The sequence below is a fragment of the Psychrobacter sp. Ps6 genome (assembly GCF_022129235.1).
Taxonomy (GTDB): Bacteria; Pseudomonadota; Gammaproteobacteria; order Pseudomonadales; family Moraxellaceae; genus Psychrobacter.
Genome location: NZ_JADQAI010000007.1, coordinates 47041 through 70800, shown reverse-complemented (window position 1 = coordinate 70800; position 23760 = coordinate 47041). Strand labels below are relative to the sequence as shown.

Annotated in this window: 19 protein-coding genes, 3 tRNA genes and 1 pseudogene; 10 read left to right on the top strand and 13 right to left on the bottom strand. The window is 44.6% G+C overall.

What is annotated here, in order from left to right; genetic code table 11:
* Window position 1: 1 nt before the first annotated feature.
* Window positions 2-1264, top strand: a complete 1263-nt coding sequence (locus tag I3255_RS09455; protein WP_238038616.1) for an ammonium transporter — start codon at window positions 2-4, stop codon at window positions 1262-1264.
* A gap of 249 nt (window positions 1265-1513) precedes the next feature.
* Here the strand turns inward: I3255_RS09455 and I3255_RS09450 are convergent, their stop codons facing one another.
* The 3 genes from I3255_RS09450 to I3255_RS09440 all read right to left on the bottom strand — a co-directional run bounded on the left by I3255_RS09450 (window position 1514) and on the right by I3255_RS09440 (window position 3319).
* Complete coding sequence (locus I3255_RS09450; protein WP_238038615.1) at window positions 1514-1897, bottom strand: DUF2147 domain-containing protein; 384 nt, start codon at window positions 1895-1897, stop codon at window positions 1514-1516.
* A 260-nt stretch (window positions 1898-2157) separates the two neighbouring features.
* Window positions 2158-2421: a hypothetical protein gene (locus I3255_RS09445; RefSeq protein WP_238038614.1), complete on the bottom strand. Its 264-nt coding sequence runs from the start codon at window positions 2419-2421 to the stop codon at window positions 2158-2160.
* Between the two features lie 52 nt (window positions 2422-2473).
* Complete coding sequence (locus I3255_RS09440; protein WP_238038613.1) at window positions 2474-3319, bottom strand: DNA/RNA non-specific endonuclease; 846 nt, start codon at window positions 3317-3319, stop codon at window positions 2474-2476.
* Window positions 3320-3496: 177 nt separating this feature from the next.
* Between I3255_RS09440 and I3255_RS09435 the strand changes: the two genes are divergently transcribed.
* Window positions 3497-3587, top strand: a tRNA-Ser gene (locus tag I3255_RS09435).
* Window positions 3588-3827: 240 nt separating this feature from the next.
* On the opposite strand, the gene I3255_RS09430 is transcribed toward I3255_RS09435, so the two are convergent.
* Window positions 3828-4388, bottom strand: coding sequence for a PepSY domain-containing protein (locus tag I3255_RS09430; protein ID WP_238038612.1), 561 nt, complete (start codon window positions 4386-4388; stop codon window positions 3828-3830).
* Between the two features lie 207 nt (window positions 4389-4595).
* Between I3255_RS09430 and I3255_RS09425 the strand changes: the two are divergent.
* Window positions 4596-4697: pseudogene (locus I3255_RS09425) on the top strand (ketoglutarate semialdehyde dehydrogenase); the annotation flags it as partial.
* A 119-nt stretch (window positions 4698-4816) separates the two neighbouring features.
* Here the strand turns inward: I3255_RS09425 and I3255_RS09420 are convergent.
* Window positions 4817-5077: a hypothetical protein gene (locus tag I3255_RS09420; protein WP_238038611.1), complete on the bottom strand. Its 261-nt coding sequence runs from the start codon at window positions 5075-5077 to the stop codon at window positions 4817-4819.
* Between the two features lie 340 nt (window positions 5078-5417).
* Between I3255_RS09420 and I3255_RS09415 the strand changes: the two genes are divergently transcribed.
* Complete coding sequence (locus I3255_RS09415) at window positions 5418-6200, top strand: YdcF family protein (protein ID WP_238038610.1); 783 nt, start codon at window positions 5418-5420, stop codon at window positions 6198-6200.
* Window positions 6201-6235: 35 nt separating this feature from the next.
* On the opposite strand, the gene I3255_RS09410 is transcribed toward I3255_RS09415, so the two are convergent.
* The 7 genes from I3255_RS09410 to rsmH form a co-directional block, all read right to left on the bottom strand.
* Entirely contained in the window at window positions 6236-7186 is a 951-nt protein-coding gene (locus I3255_RS09410) for a putative RNA methyltransferase (protein ID WP_238038686.1), read from the bottom strand.
* A gap of 128 nt (window positions 7187-7314) precedes the next feature.
* Window positions 7315-8433: a phospho-N-acetylmuramoyl-pentapeptide-transferase gene (gene mraY, locus I3255_RS09405; protein WP_238038609.1), complete on the bottom strand. Its 1119-nt coding sequence runs from the start codon at window positions 8431-8433 to the stop codon at window positions 7315-7317.
* Window positions 8434-8436: 3 nt separating this feature from the next.
* Window positions 8437-9885 carry a UDP-N-acetylmuramoyl-tripeptide--D-alanyl-D-alanine ligase gene (gene murF / locus I3255_RS09400; RefSeq protein WP_238038608.1) on the bottom strand — a complete coding sequence of 483 codons (1449 nt, stop codon included), beginning with the start codon at window positions 9883-9885 and terminating at the stop codon, window positions 8437-8439.
* Between the two features lie 83 nt (window positions 9886-9968).
* Window positions 9969-11711 (bottom strand): UDP-N-acetylmuramoyl-L-alanyl-D-glutamate--2,6-diaminopimelate ligase, encoded by a 1743-nt coding sequence (locus tag I3255_RS09395; protein WP_238038607.1) that lies wholly within the window; start codon window positions 11709-11711, stop codon window positions 9969-9971.
* A gap of 67 nt (window positions 11712-11778) precedes the next feature.
* On the bottom strand, window positions 11779-13863 hold the full coding sequence (locus I3255_RS09390) for a penicillin-binding protein 2 (RefSeq protein ID WP_238038606.1): 2085 nt from the start codon (window positions 13861-13863) through the stop codon (window positions 11779-11781).
* The gene (locus I3255_RS09385) at window positions 13860-14345 is read right to left on the bottom strand and encodes a cell division protein FtsL (RefSeq protein WP_238038685.1); all 486 of its coding nucleotides are present in this window, start codon (window positions 14343-14345) and stop codon (window positions 13860-13862) included. Before I3255_RS09385 ends, I3255_RS09390 begins: the two co-directional genes overlap by 4 nt.
* A 415-nt stretch (window positions 14346-14760) precedes the next feature.
* Window positions 14761-15810, bottom strand: coding sequence for a 16S rRNA (cytosine(1402)-N(4))-methyltransferase RsmH (gene rsmH / locus I3255_RS09380; RefSeq protein WP_238038684.1), 1050 nt, complete (start codon window positions 15808-15810; stop codon window positions 14761-14763).
* A gap of 349 nt (window positions 15811-16159) precedes the next feature.
* Here rsmH and gltX point away from each other — a divergent pair, with 349 nt between their 5' ends.
* From gltX to I3255_RS09350, 6 genes are all read left to right on the top strand, one after another.
* Complete coding sequence (gene gltX, locus I3255_RS09375; protein WP_238038605.1) at window positions 16160-17683, top strand: glutamate--tRNA ligase; 1524 nt, start codon at window positions 16160-16162, stop codon at window positions 17681-17683.
* Window positions 17684-17841: 158 nt separating this feature from the next.
* Window positions 17842-18207, top strand: coding sequence for a hypothetical protein (locus tag I3255_RS09370; RefSeq protein ID WP_238038604.1), 366 nt, complete (start codon window positions 17842-17844; stop codon window positions 18205-18207).
* Window positions 18208-18329: 122 nt separating this feature from the next.
* Window positions 18330-18405, top strand: a tRNA-Ala gene (locus I3255_RS09365).
* Window positions 18406-18553: 148 nt separating this feature from the next.
* Window positions 18554-18629, top strand: a tRNA-Glu gene (locus I3255_RS09360).
* Between the two features lie 268 nt (window positions 18630-18897).
* A complete protein-coding gene (locus I3255_RS09355) occupies window positions 18898-19551 on the top strand; it encodes a LysE family translocator (protein ID WP_238038603.1) in 654 nt (217 codons plus the stop codon).
* 135 nt (window positions 19552-19686) lie between these two features.
* Window positions 19687-20649, top strand: coding sequence for a hypothetical protein (locus tag I3255_RS09350; RefSeq protein ID WP_238038602.1), 963 nt, complete (start codon window positions 19687-19689; stop codon window positions 20647-20649).
* A gap of 91 nt (window positions 20650-20740) precedes the next feature.
* On the opposite strand, the gene acnA is transcribed toward I3255_RS09350, so the two are convergent.
* The gene (acnA, locus tag I3255_RS09345) at window positions 20741-23581 is read right to left on the bottom strand and encodes an aconitate hydratase AcnA (protein WP_238038601.1); all 2841 of its coding nucleotides are present in this window, start codon (window positions 23579-23581) and stop codon (window positions 20741-20743) included.
* Window positions 23582-23760: the final 179 nt, after the last annotated feature.

The following is a 23760-nucleotide window of genomic DNA, read 5'->3' as shown; positions in this document are numbered from 1 at the left end:
AATGGAAAGTCAAATCTTTGAGCTTCAGTATGCGCTCGATACGTTTTACTTTTTGATCTGTGGGGCGTTGGTCATGTGGATGGCAGCCGGCTTCACTATGTTAGAGGCCGGACTGGTCCGATCAAAGAATACGGTCGAAATCTTAACTAAGAATGTCGCGCTATTTGCAACCGCTAGTATCATGTACATGATATGCGGCTACGCTATTATGTATGGTGGCGATCTGTTCTTGAGCGGAATTGCAGGCGGCGATACCTTGGTAGAAGACGCGTTAGCAGCCTCTGCTGAAAACGGCTTTGGTGGTGACTCTGTCTACTCTGCAGCCTCAGATTTTTTCTTCCAAGTAGTCTTTGTAGCGACTTGTATGTCAATCGTTTCAGGTGCTGTTGCTGAGCGTATGAAGCTGTGGGCTTTCTTATTATTTGCTGTTGTCATGACTGGTGTTATCTATCCATTAGAAGGCAGTTGGACTTGGGGCGGCAACGATGTCTTTGGGTTATTTAACCTAGGTGACATGGGCTTTTCTGACTTTGCAGGCTCTGGTATCGTCCATATGGCGGGTGCTGCTGCTGCTCTAGCAGGTGTCTTGCTCTTAGGATCACGTAAAGGTAAATACGGTCCTAACGGTGAGATACGTGCGATTCCTGGTGCTAACCTACCACTTGCGGCACTTGGTACGCTAATCCTATGGATGGGTTGGTTCGGCTTCAACGGTGGTTCAGTACTTAAACTCGGCGATATCGCAAGTGCCAACTCTGTTGCCATGGTATTCTTGAACACCAATGCTGCTGCCGCTGGTGGTGCTGTAGGCGCTCTGATAATCGCTCGTATCATCTTTGGTAAAGCGGATCTAACCATGCTCCTAAACGGTGCATTAGCAGGCCTAGTCGCTATTACTGCAGAGCCATCAACCCCTTCTGCGCTACAAGCCACTCTTTTCGGTGTTGTCGCTGGTGTCATCGTCGTGTTATCAATCTTAGCGTTAGATAAAATCAAAATTGATGATCCAGTGGGTGCAATTTCAGTTCATGGCGTGGTTGGTCTGTTTGGTCTACTAATCGTACCAATTACCAACCCAGCATCTACCTTTATCGGTCAGATTGTGGGTGCGGCGACCATCTTTGCTTGGGTATTCATCGCTAGCTTGATCGTTTGGGGAATCCTCAAAGCAGTCATCGGTATCCGTATCTCTGAAGAAGATGAATATGAAGGTGCTGATATTGCAGAGTGTGGTATGGAAGCTTATCCAGAATTTATCAGATAAGATCTCTCAATAGTCTAAACCCTATCGTGCGATACGCTGATACTATTTACCGTAGTATCAGCGTTTATTATTTTAGGGCGTGTCCCTAACTCAAACGTTTTTCACTAAATAGGGACACGCCTTAGTCATCAAGCAATCCCCCTTTCTTAAAACGATAAAATAAGAAGTATAAAAAATCCCGCAAAACCTTTCGGTAATGCGGGATTTTTATCTGTCAAGTTGGGACTTGATAGTTAGGTTTTTATAGATTTATTTCTTTTTCCATACTTGGCTACGTGAGAATGGACCGATATAACCTTTTATGTTTAACGAGTTACCGTTTAGAGTTGCAGTCATACGATAGTCTTTACCTTTTGCTGGATCAGTAATCGTACCCCCACTATATTTACCGTTACCATCAGATTTCAGACCTTTAATGACCGTCGTACCAACATATTGTTTGCCTTTTTCTGTATTGGCAGCAATGAGTTTGCCGGTTAGTACGCCATTAGATTCAGTGATTTTCACCGTGCCTTTTGGTTTACCTTCATCAAATGTCTGCCAAGTAGTATTGGCTAATGGATCAGCGGCAAATGCCATACTAGCAACACTAATACCAGCAACTGCCAAAGTGGTTTTTGTAAATAACTTCATAGATTGACTCCCTTCATACAATGGTTGCTCGAAACATTATGTTTCTGATGTCCTATGCTTATCCTTTGCTAGAATCTTTTATTACAAGCTTTGCGATTCTCTACTTATAAAGCGTAGGTTATCGATATTGCTCATAACTCTTTGTCAAAGATTTTGAGCGACATAAGCGATGTCTTGACTCATTATAAGCAATTTTCCGACTTTGCCTAGTAATTTTTTTATACTTTATTATTTCTATAAAATAAAACCATATCAAAGACTTATAAGAAGGGATTGTCGATATCTCTGCCCGATTGGTCATCATTTTCTTTTGACTTATCACCATTATTATTATAAAGGTTTTTGCTTTCAAATGCGTTTATGACCCGACTCATTAGCTCATGCAATTGCTGAGCGTGTTCATATCCGGATGCATCCAAAGTCAGGTCTATATCACCATAGATAATGACTTTGTCCTTTTGGTTTTCGATAACAAGATCACCAACCTGCATACTTTGGTGATCATTGGCGAATGGGTCAATCATGTGTTCATCCTTATGGTGTATTTAAAACCCAAAAAGTATTCTATGTTTTGCTCTATGCCTTTAGCTGTGCAAGTAACCACTCCAAAATAGCCCAGACAAATAGCATCCAATCCGGCTCCTGAGCTGACGTATCAGTTGTCTCTGAGCTCTCACCTGCCTTTAGCGGCAAATCAAATGCTTCTCGCTTAGTTTGAATGTCCAACATCGGCAAGACATCAATACCAGTTTCAGCGGTCAACTCATCAATACTAATAACATCGATGCGCTCTGACTCGTCATTTGGTGCGTAATATACCCCTGCCTGATTGGTCGCGGGTATATACACTGCTTTGAAAAAATGGCTGGGTACAAGCACACGATTGGCGAGCTGCTTGGTTTTTTTATTGGTAAATGCGACACCTGTAATGGTATAAACCTCACCATATTGCTGCGTCAAATACCGAGTAGCAGACTCAATATTACGCCAAATATAACGATTGTTACGTGGTGACTGCGGCGCAATATTGGCCAGACTGAAGCTATCGTACTGTTGGCTGCGCGTTGCCATATCGGCATTTGGTGCTAGGTGCCCGCGATCATAACCAGAGCCCGAATAATCAGATAATGAAGCACGTGCTGATTCTGGAAGCTTGCTTTCTTCATGAAAGCTATCTTCACGGTCGATCTGTTTGGCTTGCTGCAGACGTGTGCGATCTAGATGTTCTGCTGACCACAGCGGTGTGCGTGATACACCAGAGTACATAACGGCAAAGCCATCCATGCATAATGCTTGTGTCTTATTACTCAGCTTGGTGTTAGTAAATTCAGGATAGATACCGCCATAGAAGGATTGACTACACTGCATGAAATCATCAGCATGTGCCTGAGTGACACCTATTACAACTGTTATGACAGTCATTAGTATGCTGTGTTTAAGTCCATATGTGTGCTCACGGAAACTTATCATTCAATTTTCAACCATTTATACTCATCATTGCGTATCTGCTATCCTAGCAGGCAGTTCGCAATAAAGAAAGATAGCGTGCAAGTCGTGACATTTTAAATGGTATCCGCTATACTTAGGCGTTCAAAAAACGGTGAAGTGGGTGAGTGGCTGAAACCGCACGCCTGGAAAGTGTGTATACGTTCATAGCGTATCGAGGGTTCGAATCCCTCCTTCACCGCCAATCTTATTAAGCCTCAGTTTTCCTATCTTGCCCTACTCTGTCCCAAACACTGCTTAAACCCTTTATAAATAACGCGTCTAGCGTTTTTTTTATGCTTGTTATTTACCTATAGATGATATTTCAATTCTGAATGATTCAGCCTTGTCGATGATATTGGCTCATGATGAGAAATAGTGCATAAAAAACCCCAAGCCACTAAAAAGTTGCTTGGGGCAAAAAATCGATACAGTCTATCAATAATTAATCGTCATGATCCACATGACTACTCAGGACCTTACCCGTTATGCTATCGACCACGACGTCATGAACTTGATTGCCTTTACCAATTTCAATCTTATAAACAGGCTTATTAGCATCCATGTCAAACTCAGCTTCAAGCACTGTACCGTTTAGCGTTTTATTGGCACTTTTCATGGCTTGCGATAGGCTAATTTTTGCTTGTTTCATGGCGTTATATTCGGCCAAGTCATCTCTATCTAAACGCTCCATCTTATCTTTTATCACTTCGCCTGTATTGGCATTTATGATGACTTCTTGCTCATTGTTATTGGCAATAATTTTAATCTCATAATGGTTATTTTCCATACGATCTTCTTGATCAAAGCCTGCACTAATAATATTGCCTGCTACCGCCTTATTGGCGAGAACCATCGCTTGCTCTAGGCTGATTTTACTCTGCGAAGCCGCGACGGTTTCATTCATTGACGTAGCGGCTTGGCTCATTGGAATAGCAACCACGTTAAGGGTAGCGACACTCAAGGCTATTGCTAATAATTTTTTTGACGTTGATATGTTTTTCATAATAAGGCCTTCGGGTTTTCCAGATATGTTATCGAGATCGTTATTTACTGAAATAATGTCGTGAAAGATGGTGACACAATCCGCCGTGTTCTGTCTAAATGAATTATGCTGATAAAACGTAACTTGTGTTGTGTTTACAAGGTAAAGTATTTTGTAACTATGTCAAAGCGTGGACAAATTGTTTGCTACTTTTCAACATATAGGAAACATCAAAACTAACCCCAAAACTTATTACCAGAAGCATTAAAGGATGAGAATCCGTTCAATATTTTGAGATTGGTTAACGGTGAAATGACCCGAAATAAAATTCAGTATGAGAAATTAACGAAAAAAAAAGAGACCAATGAATGGTCTCTTTTTTTATTATATATACTATTAAAAAATGACGCCCATTTAAGGCGCCATTTTTGGATTATCGAAGGTTAGTTTTAAGAACGATGTTCGTGAGCATTTTTACCTTGATATTTACCTTTCACCTTATATTTAGCAGCTGCCGCCTTTGATCTATCGTGAGAATCCTTCGCCTTATTTTTGACAACTTTATGCTTACTATCTGCCTTGTTACCATGTTTTTGGTGTTGTACTTGAGACGCATGATGTTGTGAATAATTTGGTGCAGCATTGGCTTGACCAACCATCGACAAACAAGCAGTAGCGGCTAGAATCGAACTTACTATTATCTTTTTCATTGTTTTTCCTAATTTAATTCATATTAATAAATTATGATTAAAGATACCTTATGAAGTATCACGATAAAGCATCGCTCTATCGACAAAGAAAATGATAACTGGTTCTCGTATTAAGTAGCTTTATGAAACTTGAAGAAAGGTTGCGATTGTTACCACTGCTAAGCGTATTCACACACTAAACGGTAGAAAGCTACAGAGTTGTACTATTGGCTGGTATTCATTGAACCCACCAATCTCTATATGATGATTTTCCCAACCGTACAACTAATTTATATCGATTAGCATCTGACAACTATACACAGCGCAACTATTCTATCAGCGCTGATTGGATAACAAATTTATGTGTGGGTTATTACGTGTTTTATTAACTGTAATTGGGGCGATACTAATTATCGACTGCGTTACTTTGATTGCCGTTGATAAGGTCAATTTTGGTACAGTGCTGCCTTTTTTGATAGGCGTGGTTTTTGTAGGGCATGGACTGTTTGCGCCCTTAATTACGAAAATACTTTCCAACAATCCTTTATTGCGGCGTGTTTGGTACGGATTGTGGCTGATGTTTGGGTTATGGCTCGCCAGCTTTTTGGTCTTTGTTTATTCATTGCAGCAGCAAATTGCCCAGGGCAGACAAGATTTGCCACCTGTAGCAGCTATTATTGTACTCGGTTCTGGGACGGTCGATGGTAAGCCTACCCCCACCTTAGCTAGTCGCTTGGATACAGCAGCACGACTGATCGAGCAGCAGCCACAGGCGCTCATTATTACGAGTGGCGGTGTGGGCTATGAGCGCACGCGCAGTGAGGCGGACATCATGGCGACTTACTTGCAGCAAGCACATGATATTCCACTAGATCGTATTTATCAAGAAGGTAAAAGCACCAGTACTGAGGAGAATTTGGCGTACAGCCAAGTCATACTTGAACGGCATGGTATTGATAAAGAGGCATCCATCGCGATTGTCACCAGCGATTTTCATACTATCCGCGCGGCCGCTATAGCTCGCCATCAAGGTTATACGCAACCAATCACGCTTGCCAGTCCAACCCCATTGTCTATTCGCTACAATGCATGGTTTCGAGAGTATTTTGCCTTTGGTAGCGGTTGGCTACTACAAGAATACTGATTAATGGATACCGTAACAAAAATATTAAAAGGCGCTCAACTTAACGCTTTTTTTTGCAAAATATAAACCACGAATTTTGCCTCTGTTTTAAATGATGCTTTCTCTACTGCTGTCAGCAACGCTTGTCTTTTTTCACTACGTGCGCGATAGGCATATGGGGTCATGGTCATTAAATCAGCCAAATCATCCGTTGATAATGTCATCTCTGTACTGACATTATCAGTCCCAAGCAACGTAAAGTATGGTGCCAATTCGTGTAAAAACTTATCAGAATCATGCTCACGCACGTCATCAAACAAAGCATCACGCATCGTCGCTAAGTGTCCGGCATCTGGTTTAGCAATGATTAAATATCCATCATCAGCCAATACTTCAGCAAACGCTTCAGGCAAAATAGGACTAAAAATACTGCTAATACCCGTCACACTACGAGAGCGTAACGGTAGATGCGCGGCGCTGGTCACTAGCGGATAAATCGCCGTCGTTTTGGCAGCGCTACTCTCATTTTGTTGATACCAAAGACGACCTGCTGCTTTACTCACTTTAGCCAATTCCACTAATGCAGGTTTGCTGATATCCGCCGCTATGAGAGTATCTATAATATCCGAGCCCAGTTGTGCCATTGCTTGCGTGTAGTAGCCTTCGCCGCAGCCAATATCAAGCCAATTCACAGACTGAGTATCCTTCGCCTCTGTCGCCTCACTTTTTGACAGTAACGCTGCCATCTTTTGGACAATCAGATTTTGTAACGGTGCATAGTGACCATGGTTCAAAAATCGTTTGCGGGCATTGATAGATTCTTGACTGTCGCCAGGTGCTTTTGATTTCTTCTGCTGTACAGGCAACAGGTTGACGTAACCTTGGCGAGCCACATCAAACGGGTGTGAGGTTTGCTTGGGGTGTAAACTACCATCACAGCGCCACGTATCTGCAGCTGGCTGTAGTGGTGACTGGCAAAGTGGACAAATAAATAAGGACACAGGTATCTCAAAGTCATAGCAATATGACCCGCATTTTAACAAATTTCGTGTGCCTTAAACGATAAAAAGCCACCTCAATACTCATTGAGATGGCTTCTAAGCAGGAAAATTAGGTATATTTGAGGCTTGTTTTTCTAACGCAGCTTCAAGGTCATTAGCCCAAGAATGACGAGAATAATAGCGATAATCCAAAACCGCGTCACCACCTGCGTTTCTTTCCAGCCAATTTCTTCAAAATGATGATGCAGCGGAGCCATACGGAAAACGCGTTTTTTGCGCAATTTATAAGAGCCAACTTGCAGCATTACTGATAGCGCTTCAGCGACAAATAGACCGCCCATAATGGCAAAGGCAATCTCTTGTCGCGTCATCACGGCAATCGTACCGAGCATCGCACCCAGTGCCAATGCGCCCACATCACCCATAAATACTTGTGCAGGATGCGCGTTGAACCACAAAAAGCCAAGACCCGCCCCGACCATGGCGCCACAAACGATAATGACTTCAGAGTTGTAGGGAATATACGGAACGTGCAAATAATCCGCAAAGCGCACATCGCCCGATACATAAGCCATCGCACCTAAGCCTGCTGCGACCAGCACTACTGGTAGGATTGCCAAGCCATCCAAGCCATCCGTTAAGTTAACCGCATTGGACGCACCATTGATCACAAAATAGGTAAAGATAATAAAACCAATACCAAAAGGCACTACCGAAAATGGAATCATCCAATCTTTAAAGATCGGTATCAACAAGTCCTGCATCTCGCGAGTGGTGTTGATATCCGGCTGTAGTGTGGCGATGTAGTATAAAGAGACGCCGACGAATAATGCACCCATCGATAACCAAAAATATTTCTTTCGCGCAATCAGACCTTTGGGATCTTTGTACTTGATTTTGAGCCAATCATCCGCCCAACCTACAGCACCAAAGATCACCATAACAACGAGCAAAATCCACACATAAGGATTGTTCAAACGTGCCCATAGCAGGGTCGATACGCCAATAGCACTGAGAATCAATACCCCGCCCATGGTTGGCGTACCGGTCTTGACCAGATGCGATTGAGGCCCATCATTGCGAATGGCCTGACCGTATTTGAGTGACCGTAAGTGCTGAATGACACGCCCACCAAAAAACATACTAAATGCAAGGGCAGTGACCACCGCAAGCAGCGCTCGCAACGTCAACGAAGAAACCGCAGAAAACGGCGTATAATACTGGCCAAGCCAGCCAAACAACCAAACTAACACCGCCTACTCCTCTACTAGCGCATGAATAAGTGTTTCCATTGTCATGGAACGCGAGCCTTTGAATAACACAGTACAAGGCTTAGCTTGTTGCGCTTGCAAATACGGCTGTAAATACTGTAATAAACTGTCTTTGTCTGCGAATGCATGAGCATTAATATCAGCAATTTCTTTCGCACCAGCAACGGTAGCCTTGGCATATTCACCAACACAGAGCAGCACATCGATACCTGTGGTCGCGATAGTACGGCCGAGGCTTTGATGCTCACTAACTGCCGCCTCTCCTAGCTCGCCGATATCACCCAACACCATCACTTGCGTACCCGTTTGTGCAGCCAATACTTTGGCAGCGGCACGTACCGAGTGTGGGTTGGCATTGTACGTATCATCAATTAGGCGGTGCTTACCCAGTATTTGACTGTTCAGACGACCTTTGGCTGGACGCGCGTTTTCAAGCCCAATAACAATGTCACTGACGTCGATATTTAACGCATGCGCACAGGCTGCAGCAGCCAAAGCATTATTGACATTGTGTTCGCCTGCTAATGGCAAATTGATATCATGAATCTGATTACCGATATGTAGCTTAAACTCACTACGCTCTGGCTCTACATCTAAATGACTTGCGCTGATATCAGTATTACCAAAGCCAATCACATGTGACGTATGCTTTTCAGCAATGCGGCGCAATTGGTTGGTAAAATCGTCCTTATCAGGAACAATAGCAAACTGCGCATCCGTTAAGGTATGATAAATCTCTGCTTTGGTTTGGCAAATGCCTTCACGGCTACCGAACTCACCCAGATGAGCCGTACCAATATTTAGGATACAGGCCACATCAGGACGCACAATCTCAGTCGTATAGGCGATCTCACCAATGTGGTTGGCACCTAACTCTAAAATGGCATAACGATGATGGTCTGATAACTCAAGCAGCATCATTGGCACACCCAAATCATTATTGAGGTTACCGCGGGTAATCAATGTCGGTGCCAATCGACCAAAAATGCTACCTAGCATTTCTTTGCAGGTGGTTTTCCCGCTAGAGCCAGTAATCGCTATCACGGTCAGATCTTTATGCTGCTGACGACGATAGCTTGCCAGCTGCCCTAACGCCAAACGGGTATCACTGACAACCAGCTGCGGAATCGCATTTGACTCAGATAAGATAGGACGAGACACGATGGCTGCGATGGCACCTTTTGATGCTGCCATGTCGATATAGTCATGACCATCGAAATTCTGACCACTTAACGCCAAAAAGATATCACCAGGCTTTATCGTACGAGTGTCGGTCGCAATACGCTTACTAGCTAATGATGCTTGCTCTGCATCTGCATAGTCTTGTGGCAACTGCCAGTGACTATCGAGCGATGCTGTCGCTGCGAGCATATTATCCATTTGCCAGACATAAAGCCCTGGCGACTGGATGGTGTTATCGTGGTCAGCTGTCATAATGGTTACCTTATATAATGACTACTTCATTTTTATATTTAATGATTAACTTTTTGATAATAAGCGTATCGATAGTCAATCGACTATATACGGCCCGCTTGCGCTAACGCCTGCTGCAAAATAACACGGTCATCAAAATCGTAACGGACGTTGTTAATCTCTTGATAGGTCTCGTGACCTTTACCAGCGATGACGACAATATCGTCTGGACCTGCCTGACTCACGACATACTCAATGGCCTTTTGGCGAGCAGGTTCTATATGCGTACATTGATATTGCTCAGCACTCATTCCAGCCTGCATATCCTGTAAGATTGCATTAGGGTCTTCGGTACGTGGATTGTCAGCGGTCAAGACAACTTGATCAGCACCTGTGAGGCCCGCTTGCGCCATCAATGGACGCTTGCCTGCATCACGATCGCCGCCACAACCAAACACTGCCCACAGCTGGCCTTTACAGTGAGTTTTCAGGCTCGCCAGCACTTGACTTAGGGCATCTGGCGTATGCGCGTAATCAACGATAAAACAGCCATCATTCGATGGCACGCGCTGCATACGCCCAACCGCACCTTGTAGCTGCGTGACCGCAGTAGCAATGCGCCCAATATCCACATTTGACTCAGTAGCAGACTTAGTACCAGCAACGGTACTAGTCGCTACTGCTGCTGCGATAGCGGCAAGCAAATTAGCAACATTAAAGCGCCCGAGTAATGGACTGACAATCTCGATAATATCCGTTTTCTCATCACCAACTGTTTTATCATTAAAGTCAGTACGCAGACTTATCTTGACACCCTGTAGACTTGGCTCGATATCAGCTGCGACAAAAGTAGCAGATGTTGCAGGATCTAGACTATACGTCCATACCGTCAAGTCGCTAGCAGTGGCTGTATCCAACATAATCTGAGCATGCTCATCATCGACGTTTATAATGGCATGGGTCAAATCTGGGAAGTGGGCTTTATCAAACAGCTTGGCTTTGGCAGACGCGTATTCTTCCATATCAGCATGATAGTCTAAGTGGTCACGACTCAGATTGGTATAAATCGCAATGCTAACTGGCACGCCTTGTAAACGCTGCTGATCCAAACCATGAGAGCTGGCCTCTAACGCCAATATTTCAGCATTCTCAGTACCCATTTGATATAAAAACTGCTGTACAGCCAAGGCGTCTCCAGTGGTATGACTGGCTTGTACCAAAGCGCCAAGGCGACCGTTACCTGCCGTACCCATCACTGCACTGCTCATGCCTGTTAATTGCGTCAGTTGCGCCACCAATTGACTGATGGTGGTTTTACCATTGGTACCCGTGACAGCGACTACCTTTGGCAGTGTCACTGGCTGCTGATATTGCAGATATGCTTGGATTAAGCTGCCTAAGAAATCACGAATATTAGGGACGTATAAGATTGGGCACGGCAGCGCTGCTAATAGCTGCTGTGCGTTAGACTCACCATCCATCTTCAGAGGGGTATTTGCTTCGCTAATCAAGGCAGCAGGATCCATCTCTGAGAGGACAAAAGCGGCCTTTTCAGCGGCTTGTAGCAAATAGTGTCGGCTCTTTTGGCAGTTTGGATTGTGGCTTTTTAAAAGAATGAATACGTCATTATTGGATAGTTGACGGCTGTCCAGTCTGAACTGCTGAAAAGGAATATGAGCAATAGATTGAATCTGATCCACCCCTGACTGACTCGATGCCTGTTGAACCGATGCTGCGATCATCGCGATTAGCTGTTGCGCGAGCCTATTATCGCTCGTATCGATAAGCTGCTGTAGAGTGGCCGTCGTAACAGTGGCGCTATTTGGCGATAAGGTAGGCATGGTCATGGGCAAATCCTAAACAGTTAATACAAATCAGCCCCTAAAGAGCTGACTACTTAAAATCATTAAACGCCTACTGTGGTTCTGTTTTTAGCGGCTTATCCAAAGGCACATTGTATAATCGTAACGCTTCTTTCATCACGTTGTGGAACACAGGTGCGACCGTTAAACCCGCATAAATCTGACCGCGCGGATCTTCAATAAGCATGACGCCCACAAGCTTTGGATTAGACGCTGGGGCCATACCAGCAAAGACGTTACGATACTGATCAGTATAATAACCGCCTTCTGGATTGATACGGCGCGAGGTACCAGTCTTGCCTGCCACACGGTATCCGTCAATGGCGGCGGCTTTAGCTGTTCCACCTGCCTCGGTCACGCTCTCAAGCATCTGTACAATAGACATCGCCTGCTCGCGCGCCATAATGCGTTTGCTTGGTTGCGGTTTGTCGTTCTTAATCAAAGTTAATGGGTGCATCACTCCGCCTGCTGCGAGGGCTGAATAAGCCTGCGCTACTTGCGCTAATGTCACTTGTAAACCATAACCATAACTGACTGTCGCACGGCGTGAGGTTTCTTTCTCTTTTGGTGTCACAATGAGACCACTGCCCTCACCTGGGAACTGTAAAGGCGTTTTTGAACCAAAGCCAAACTGTCGTTGCATATTAGTAATGGCATCAGGCGGTAGCGACAACGCAATCTTAGTCGAAGCCACGTTACTAGACTTCTGTAGTAGCGTCGCCATGTTGATCATGCCCAAGTTATTATGATCGCGGATGGTATAGCCGCGCACGCGAATTGAGCCTGGGTTGGTATCAATTAAAGTAGTCGGCGTATATTTACCTGAGTCTAGAGCGGCGGCAACGGTAAAGGGCTTCATCACCGAACCTGGTTCAAACACATCCAATAGCGCACGGTTACGCTGGTTTTCACCAGTCATCTCATTGAGATTGTTTGAGTTGAATGATGGCCATGTGGATAGTGCTAGCACTTCACCAGTCTGTACATCGACGATCATACCCGTCGACCAGCGCGCTTTTTGCAGACGCCCTGCTTTTTCTAGCTCTTTATAGAGCAAATATTGCAACCGCGAATCAATCGTCAGCGCCACATCTTTGCCTGGTATCTCAGGCTCAAGTTGCTTGATCTCTTTTAAGCTGTTTTGTTTGGCATCTTTTAAAACAAGCACTTTGCCATCATCACCTGCTAAATCTTTTTCATACTGGCGCTCAATACCAGCACGTCCTTCATAACCACCCTCAGGGTCGTTGGCGTTTTGTCCCATAAATCCTAACAACTGCGCGTTAGATTGCGGCTGCGGATAATAACGCTGAAAGAAGTTTTTCTCATGGACACCAGGGAAATCAAGCGAGCTAACACTTTGTGCAATCTCAGGTGTGACTTTATTGAGAAGGGGTAAATAATGCGAGCCTGCACCGGACGGCAGTGCTGCTTTTACCGCCTCCTCATCAGTTACATCAATACTGTCATCGATTGATGTGGCTTTTTTGAGTTCATCGACCGAAATATTGGCAGCAGCAGCAAGTGTCGTCAGATCCATATTATCTAGACGCTTTTGCATACGTGCTTGTAGTTGCGGACTGCTAGGATTGGTTAAAATAATGCGCTTAAGCTCGTAATACTCACTGGCATAGTCGTGCGGACTAAAAGACACGGTCGCGAGCGGCGCACTAACCGCAAGTGGTAAATCATTACGGTCGGTAATCATACCTCGATAGGATTTTTGCGTGCGCTCACTGGTAATGAGCTCATTACCTTTGTCTTGATAGAACTGCGCGTTGGCCACCTGAATATAGTAGGCACGGCCAATCAAGAGCACCAATATAACCAGCGCCAAACCCCAAACGGTACGAAAACGGTTTTTGTCTTGCTCAAAGCCGCCACGAGAGGACGCGCCAGAGGCTTTACCTAAAAACCCTCTTTTACTCTTTGGGTTTCTGGCACTGGCATGCGTCCCTTTCGTGTCACTCTTTTTGATACGATCAAATAATTTGGCTTTACGACTGCCTGCCGCCTTATCACTCGTTTGTCCAGATCGGGCAGCGCTTGCACGGCGTAACGGTTTGGTCACCTTGCCACTGGCTGGTTTTTTACTGGTGTTTTTTGCTGGTGTGGATTTAGGTTTTTTGTCGCTCATTGTCCTGCCTCCGCTACCGGTTCTTCAGGGGAGATATCGGTAGAGGCTCGTGGTCCGGTCACATCTAAGTCTAACTCATCGTCGTCGTCATCAGAGACTACTGGTACCAAGGCGGTGGCGACACCAGGCTGAATAATCAGCTTATCCTTCAATGTCGGTGAGTACATACCCAATTCCGCCACTGCACGACTGGCAATTTGCGGTGTGGCACTAAAGGTTTGCTGCTCAATCAATAGACGCTGATGTTCTATTTGCAGCTTACGCTCTTGTTTTTTCATGTCTTGCAAGGTTTTATAATCCTGATGATATTGCTGAACAGCTTCGGCAGTCTTGATGCCGCTCCATACGATTGCGGCTGCCAAGAGCAGTAATACGACCACATAAATGCTCACCACATTGAACCGACGCACGAATAGCTCGCCGATATCGGTGTTATAGGGTGCGGCGGCGCGGCGGTTTGCAGGTTTGTCAGATATTGCCATGACGATCTCAAAAAGTGAACGTAAACGATAAAGTAGATAATGGCCTGCAAGCAATGAACGCATCATTGCTCAGCCATACCATTGATAAAAATAAAACCAAAGATAACCGCCTTGTAGCGGCAACAGCCTACCGCTATAGCGATGTGTCATATCAAAACCTGCTGTCTTACCAAACCTGCTGTCTTACAAAGTCGAATAGGTCGAATAAATAACCATGTTATTTTAGAATAAAGAATGACTGAATTGCTTGATATCTCAGACACTCTCAACTAATAAATGACGGAAAATTATTTGCTGAGCCTAACAGACAATATTTACAGCTTTTTAACAGTGGCGTAGCGATTAAGACATTTATGCATCATTCAGACAAACAATAGCAATCATATGCGATTTGCTCAGTGTTTTCATCCATGATTTATGGCGCAGCCGTCTGCTGATATTCTGTGTCGGTGCGAGTTGCCATACGCAACCATGCACTGCGCGCGCGCGGGTTTTGGCTCGTTTCAGCTTTGCTTGGGCCAACGCGTTTTGGCTTGCTAAAATAGCGCGGACGATTGGGCGGCATCGGTAGATTTTCATCTTCTGGATACTGGCCTTTGCTATGACGCTGCAAAAACTGCTTGATACGGCGATCTTCTAATGAATGAAAACTAATCACTGCAAGCTGCCCGCCTGACTTTAAGATAGTAATACTTTGCGCTAAAAAGTCGTCGACATCGCCCAGCTCATTATTAATAAAAATACGCATGGCCTGAAAGCTTTGTGTGGCTGGGTGCTTGCCGCGCTGCCAATTGGGATGCGCCACTTTGATCACCTCTGCCAGCTCAAGCGTAGACTCATAGCTGTCCATCTGTTTGATAGCGCGCGCAATACGGCGACTATGACGCTCTTCACCAAACTCATAAAGCACATTGGCTAAGGTTTCATCGTCAACCTGCTCAAGCCATTCGGCAACTGACTGGCCACGGCTTGTATCCATGCGCATGTCCACTGCCCCGTCGCGCATAAAACTAAAACCACGGCTACCATCATCAATCTGCGGTGATGAAATACCCAAATCCGCCATCAAGCCATCCACTTCACTAATACCCATAGCAGCCAAACTATCAGTCAACGTTGCAAAGCTGTCATGAACCACGTGCACACGGCTATCTGTCTCTGCTAGCGCTTTCGCTACGCTAATCGCGGTCGGATCTTTATCAAAGACAATCAATGTGGCGTCATCGGCAAGCTGGCTCAATAGCAGCTGGCTATGACCACCACGACCAAAGGTCGCATCAACGTAGATGCCGCTTATATTTAAGCCATTTTGGTCGCCGTCTTTTTGCTTGGGTAGGGATTTTACCCCTAGCACGGCAGCGACGGTCTCCTCTAGCAGTACCGCATCATGGACAAAAATTAATTCATCAGACGTGATATCACGCTCAGTATCGGATTGAGTCAGGTTTATGGGTTCATCTTGCATGGTGACATCCTCACTAGAGAATGGACTGGGCGCTGATTCAGTGCGGTCAGTGGGAGCAAGACTGGCTTTCGATTTTGACGTAGACTTTGATAGGGACACAAACAACTCAATAGATGACGACCATACTGGCCAGTAATTGGATGAAAATAAACAAGTTATGACTTGCCTAGCATTATTATCGCAAGGATACACGGCTAGTCAAGCACTAGAAGGGCTTTTCATTAAAAATATCACATGTCTCTGTTATACTAGCGCTATATTTTACGCTATTTCTTCACATCGACTTCATATCTTTCATCGCTATTTATACTAATAGCCTATATCGATAGTAAACTTTGAGACTTTTATCATGCACACCTCTACTGACAGCAAGCGCCCTGTACGCACGCGTATCGCCCCATCACCAACTGGCTTCCCGCACGTAGGCACTGCTTATATCGCCCTATTCAATTTGGCTTTCGCCAAAGCGCACGGCGGCGAATTTATCTTACGTATCGAAGATACCGACCAGACGCGCTCGACTGAGCAATCAGAGCAAATGATTTTGGATGCCTTGCACTGGGTTGGCCTAGACTGGAGCGAAGGTCCAGATATTGGCGGCCCACACGCCCCTTATCGTCAAAGCGAGCGTAGCGACATCTACAAAAAGCACGCCGAGATACTCATAGAAAAAGACCATGCGTTCCGCTGCTTTTGTACCCCTGAAGAATTAGATACTATGCGTGCTGAGCAAATGGCCAATGGCGAAACCCCTCGTTACGACGGTCGCTGCGCACATCTTGCTCCAGAAAAAACCGAGCAATTAGTAAGCGAGGGCAAACCACACGTGATTCGTATGCGCGTGCCGACCGAAGGCACTTGTCAGGTACAAGACATGCTACGAGGTACGGTTGAGTTCCCTTGGACCCAAGTCGACATGCAAGTACTGCTAAAAACGGACGGCATGCCAACCTACCATCTCGCCAATGTCGTCGATGACCATTTGATGGAAATCACTCATGTGATGCGCGGTGAAGAGTGGCTCAACTCTGCGCCTAAGCATCAACTGCTATATGATTATTTTGGTTGGGAAATGCCAACGCTTTGCCATATGCCACTACTGCGTAACCCAGATAAATCAAAACTGTCTAAGCGCAAAAACCCAACGTCTATCACCTACTATCGTGATGCAGGCGTATTGCCTGAAGCGTTGCTCAACTATCTCGGTCGTATGGGTTACTCCATGCCCAATGATGCTGAGAAATTTACCTTAGATGAGATGATTGCCAGCTTTGATATCCAACGTGTGTCGCTTGGCGGCCCGATTTTTGATATCGAAAAACTCAACTGGGTCAATAGCGAGTGGCTACGCGCGCTCACCCCTGAAGAGCTAAAAAATAAAATCCTTGAATGGGCCAGCAACAGTGACAAACTGACTGCTATTGCAGCCGCGATTCAGCCACGTATCGAGCTATTGTCTGATGCGGTTAATTGGGGTGGTTTCTACTTCCAAAACCTACCTGACATCAATGCTGAAAGCTTCACTCATAAATCGCTCACCCCTGAGCAAATTATCGAGATACTGCAATTAGCGCTTTGGCAATTAGAAGTCTTGCCAACGTGGTCAGAAGAAAATATCTACGCCACGCTAAAAGGCCTAGCCGCTCACCTTGATATTAAGATGCGCGACTTCATGGCACCATTCTTTATTGCTATCGCTGGTAGCACCTCATCGACGCCCGTCATGAACTCTATGGCGATTATTGGCGCTGATATGACCTTGACGCGCTTGCGTCACGCCGTTGATGTATTAGGTGGCCTCGGTAAAAAGAAATTGAAAAAACTTGAGAAACAAGCGGCAGAACTGCCAGATTTTTTGGCTGCTGCTGAGTAGTTTAGAAGCTGAATAACTTATCTGCTGAATAGTCAGTTGGCTAAACTTGTCGAATGTAAAAGGGTCAGGCCATCTCTGACCCTTTTTTCGTTGTTAATAAGTACTACTACTCTCAGAATATAAAAACCTCTTATTCAATATTTCAATTGGAAATAAACATGGCCACCAAAACCGTCACAATAGAAAGCAAAGATTATGTCTTTAACACATTAAAAGAAGCTCAAAAATACTACGATGCCATCATAAAGGAGCTTTTTGAGGCAAACCTTACCCTAACCACAGGTCAGGATTTTGAAGATTTAAAATGGATATACAGTACTTATTGCGGTTATACCAAGCATAATCTAGATAAATTGGGCAAATATGACATCATTGGCGTCAAAAGTATCAGAACGATCCGAGAAAAAGGCGGTCAATATGTACCAACGGAGTGCTGTGCAATTATTTTTTCTGATGGTAGCGAAGCAGAGTTTTATACCGATAAAGCCATCAAAGAGATCGCGCTTAAGCAAAATCCACGCTAATTTGGGCTTCTTGGGCCTTTAAAATAGGATAAATCACTTTTTTTTGCATATTTATGAATTATTTTTAAAATAGTGGTTGACAAGACTGCCGCTCTTACATAAAATACGCACACTCTTAGCGAGGGGCTATAGCTCAGTTGGTAGAGCACTTGCATGGCATGCAAGGGGTCAACGGTTCGACTCCGTTTAGCTCCACCATACTTATTTATAGCAACGCTCAGTATTACTGAAACGTAATCATAAATACTCGCTAGTAGGACGATATCAGCACCTAGGCAACGCTTATTTACTAAGCTATCTGATATTGTGAAGTACCGTTGTAACCACTGGTTATAACACTCTATGCGTCCCCATCGTCTAGAGGCCTAGGACACCGCCCTTTCACGGCGGTAACGGGGGTTCGAATCCCCCTGGGGACGCCACTATTCGGCGTCACTTATTAGCACTTTTGCTTAGCATTAGATCAGACTAATAAGCGAACACTAAAAAAGCCCAGTCATCATACGGTGACTGGGCTTTTTTACGTCTATCATTTCTCCAATATGTCTTAACGCAGTTCTTTTCATAGCTATCCGCGCTATTGCCAACCTATCTAATGCTCGCTACTATCTATCTCATCATCATTTTATACAATATAAAAATTCCCTACGATGTATGAATTTTTGGTGCTATTAAAGGAAGAGATTAGCTATGTTTGGTATTGAGAATTACCTAGGGTTTGTCTTAGCCGCTGTTTTATTAAACCTCACGCCCGGCACCGATAGTATGTATATCATCACCCGCAGTGTGTCGCAAGGACAAGCTGCAGGGGTTTATTCTGTGTTAGGCATTACCTCGGGTATTTTGGTGCATACGTTATTGGCAGCGCTAGGATTGTCCGTATTACTTGCCAACTCCCCTACGGCATTTATGCTCGTGAAATATATTGGTGCGGCTTACTTGTGTTATTTAGGCTTTAAGATGCTGACGAGCAAAAACTCGAACTCAATCGCAAACAGTTTGTCCAAAGCTCAGGACGTGACTAGCCAAAAGGCTGTAGACGGCTGGAAAATCTATCAGCAAGGCGTGTTGACCAATCTATTTAACCCAAAGGTAGCCTTTTTCTTCTTGGCGTTCTTCCCTCAGTTTATCGACGCTAGTTATGATTATGGCATGCTGTCATTTCTGATATTAGGACTGACTTTTGCCACTACAGGCTTTATATGGTGCTTATGTTTGGCGATGTTGGCTGCGCGGTTTAGTACACGCTTGCGGGAAAATCCCTCTATTGAAACAACGCTCAATAGAATCAGTGGTATGGTGTTTGTGGGGCTAGGGATTAAGTTATTAACTGAGAAGAGCTGACTAGACATGAATAAGGCCGCTATCTTAATGGGCTATTTTCATATATCTTAAAAGAAGCTTTTCAAATCATGACTATTTCACAATAACTAGTTGTGTATGAAAAAACTCAGTAAATATCAAGCCCTAGGAGAAATAATGAGCATTATTCAAAATGCAATAGATTCAATCCAAATTGGGGTTGAGGATTTTGAAAGTGATGACAATAGACGTAGTGTTTCTGCCATGAGAAATATCGCAGCTGGAATTTTATTATTGTACAAGGAAAAGCTTTGTCGATTATCTCCACATGATAATAAAGAGCTATTGATAAAGCAGAATATTGTGCCTGTGCAGAATGCGAAAGGTGAAATAACTTTTGAAGGAAAAGGTACTAAGACAGTTGATGTTCAGTCCATAAAACAAAGATTCAAAAGTTTAAACATTACAACAGTAGATTGGGACAGATTTGATGAAATCAGTAGACTAAGAAATGATTTAGAACATTACTACACGTCTAAGTCTCCCGATGCTATCAGAGAGATTATAGCCAAGTCCTTTTTGCTGATTAGAGACTTTCTATCAGAGCATTTGCAGGAAGATCCTCAGGAGATTCTGGGCGATGATTGCTGGAAAGCTTTACTCGAGATAAATGATGTTTACTCGGCAGAAGAAAATGCTTGCAAAGCAAGTCTTGATGCAGTTGATTGGAAATACCATTCAGTTGAAATAGCTCTTAAAAACCTTCGTTGTGAACAGTGTCACTCTTCATTAATACAAGCCCCACATGCTGAAGATGTTTACCCAATGATTGACTTACATTGTAAATCATGTGGGGAGGACTTTAGCTTTTACGATGTACTTGAACAATGCATTGAAGACTCTTTGGCTGGAGAAGCCTTTATGAATGCAATGAATGGTGATGAGTCTCCGTATGGCGCATGCCATGAATGTTGGAAAAACACTTTCATCTATGAAGAAGATTGTTGTGTAGCTTGTAATTATGAAATGGAATATAACGAATGTGAGATGTGTGGAACCTGTCTTAGTTTAGAAGATCAATACAATGAAGGTAAATGCGGTTACTGCCAGTATAGGTGGGAAAAAATTATGGCAGAATAAGCTTTCTCAACTTAAAAAATCATTCAAAAATAATGCATAAAAAAGCCCAGTCGTGACGACTGGGCCTTTTTATATTAAACCTAATTAAACACTAGCCTGCTTCTTTACTCTCAGCAGCCAACTGACGTAGCACATAGTGCAACACGCCACCATGACGCACATATTCGCGCTCTTTTGGCGTTTGTAGACCGACATTGACCTCAAAGCTCTCGCTCGATCCATCAGCACGGGTAGCCGTAACGGTGGCGGTTTTACTTTCGCCATTGTCCAGACCTGTGATGCTCAGTACTTCAGAGCCATCTAGTTTGTATGTCTCTGCATTTTGACCGTCTTTAAACGTCAATGGCAACACGCCCATACCGACGAGGTTTGAGCGGTGAATACGCTCAAATGAGCTGGTCAATACCGCTTTTACGCCGAGCAAGATCGTACCTTTGGCTGCCCAGTCACGGCTAGAGCCTGAACCATACTCTGACCCACCAAGTACGACGAGCGGACGCTTATCTTCTTTATACTTCATCGCTGCGTTATAGATGGGCATTTCTTCGCCATCTTGTAGCGTAGCGCTGTCATCTTTGAAGTAATAGGTATAGCCGCCCTCTTTGCCACCCATCATGGTATTTTTGATACGGATATTGGCAAAAGTACCACGGGTCATGACTGCATCGTTACCACGACGTGAACCATAGCTGTTAAAGTCTGCTTCCATCACACCGCGCTCTTGCAAGTACTTGCCTGCTGGTGAGTCTGGGTCGATATTACCTGCTGGTGAGATATGATCGGTCGTAATTGAGTCACCAAATAGACCCAAAATACGTGCGCCTTCGATATCAGGGATGCCTTCTGGATCCATAGTCATATCATCGAAGAACGGCGGGTTTTTGATATACGTCGATCCTTCATCCCACGGATACAGCTGGCTATCCGCTGAGCTAATGGCGTTCCATGCGGCACTACCGTCGAACACTTCGCCGTAGTTTTTACGGAACATATCAGCATCGATGTTATTGGCAATCAACTCGTTAATTTCTTCTGAAGTTGGCCAGATATCTTTTAAGAATACATCATTACCGTCTTGGTCTTGGCCTAGCGGATGGGTCGTCATATCAATATCGACCGTACCTGCAAGCGCGTAGGCAACAACTAGCGGTGGTGATGCCAAGTAACTGGCTTTCACGTGTGAGTGAATACGACCTTCAAAGTTACGGTTACCAGACAGTACCGCCGCCGCGACTAAGTCGTTTTCTTCAATTCCTTTTTCGATCTCTTCTGACAATGGGCCTGAGTTACCAATACACGTTGTACACCCATACCCTACTAGATAGAAGCCTGTTTTTTCTAGCTCATCCATCAGATGGGTTTTTTCTAAATAATCAGTAACGACTTTAGAACCCGGTGCCAGTGAGGTTTTGACCCATGGCTTAGCTTTTAGGCCTTTAGCAGCGGCTTTTTTGGCAACTAGACCGGCACCAATCATAACGGCTGGGTTTGAGGTATTGGTACAAGAAGTAATGGCAGCAATCACGACTGAACCGTCACGCAGTTTGTGCTCTTTGTCGTCAATATTAACGCTTGAGAACACATTATTAGCTGGCTGGTAACCTTTACTATCGTCAGTTTCGGTATCAACGTCGATATTCGGCTCAGCCGCCAAGTGTTCCGCTTGCTCTTGCTCGCCGCCTTCTTGGTCAAAGCGTACTTTGCCTTCGACTTCTGACTTGCGATCTTTGGTCATTTTTTCTAGCGTTTCGCCAAACTTCTCATGCATATCAGACAAATTAATACGCTGCTGTGGCAAGTTCGGACCAGCAAGGGCTGGTTGTACTGACGATAAATCTAGTTCTAGCTTGCTCGAATAAGTCGCCGCTGGGGTATCGGCATCGTGCCATAGACCTTGCGCTTTAGCATATTTTTCGACCAGTTCAATCTGCGCTTCCTCACGGCCTGATAGACGCAGATAATCAATCGCCATTTGATCGATTGGGAAAATACCACAAGTTGCGCCATACTCTGGAGACATATTGGCAATGGTGGCACGATCTGCAAGCGGCATACTGTGTAAGCCTTCGCCATAAAACTCGACGAACTTACCAACCACACCATGTGCACGTAGCATTTCAACCACACGTAGTACCAAATCGGTTGCCGTGACGCCTTCGGTTAGCTTACCTTTTAACTCAAAACCGACCACTTGCGGAATCAGCATCGAGGACGGTTGACCGAGCATCGCCGCTTCCGCTTCAATACCGCCCACGCCCCAACCAAGCACGCCAATACCATTGATCATCGTGGTATGACTGTCGGTGCCAAATACCGTATCTGGATATGCCATCAGCTCGCCATCAACATCTGCTGCCATCACGACGCGCGCTAGATACTCAAGGTTGACCTGATGCACAATACCCGTCGCTGGTGGTACGACAACGAAGTTTTCAAAGGCTTGCTTGCCCCAATGCAAAAACTCATAGCGCTCATTGTTGCGTTTGAATTCAATCTTTTCGTTCAAATCGAGCGCGTCTTCGCGGCCATAAGCATCGACCTGTACAGAATGATCGACGACCAGCTCACTAGGGATAAATGGGTTAATCTGCTCCGCTTTGCCGCCAAGCTCGACCACTGCATCACGCATCGCTGCCAAATCAACGACTGAAGGCACACCAGTGAAATCCTGCAATACCACACGCGCTGGCATAAAGGCGATTTCTTTTGACGCCTCGGCGCCTGCATCCCAATTGGCAACCGCTTCGATATGGTTCTTGCCGACTGACTGGCCACCGTCTTCGTTACGCAATAGATTCTCTAACACGACCTTCATACAAAATGGTAGTGTCTTGATATGCTCATAAGTTTCGGTAAGTTTGGGCAGGCTGTAGTAGGCATGTTCCTTGCCAGCAACTGAAAGGGTGTCTTTTACATTAAAAATATCACTCATGATAGCTTCCTTATCGTTGTTATAGATCCTAGACATAAATTATTATAAGTTTATGTATAACGGGTGGCTCAATAGATGATCGATATATCTTTAATCAGCAGAGCAGTTTAATAACACTGTCTGATGTGACTCTGTGTTAACAAAAGAGATAACCATCTCTTTCCTGTTTAACAGAAACG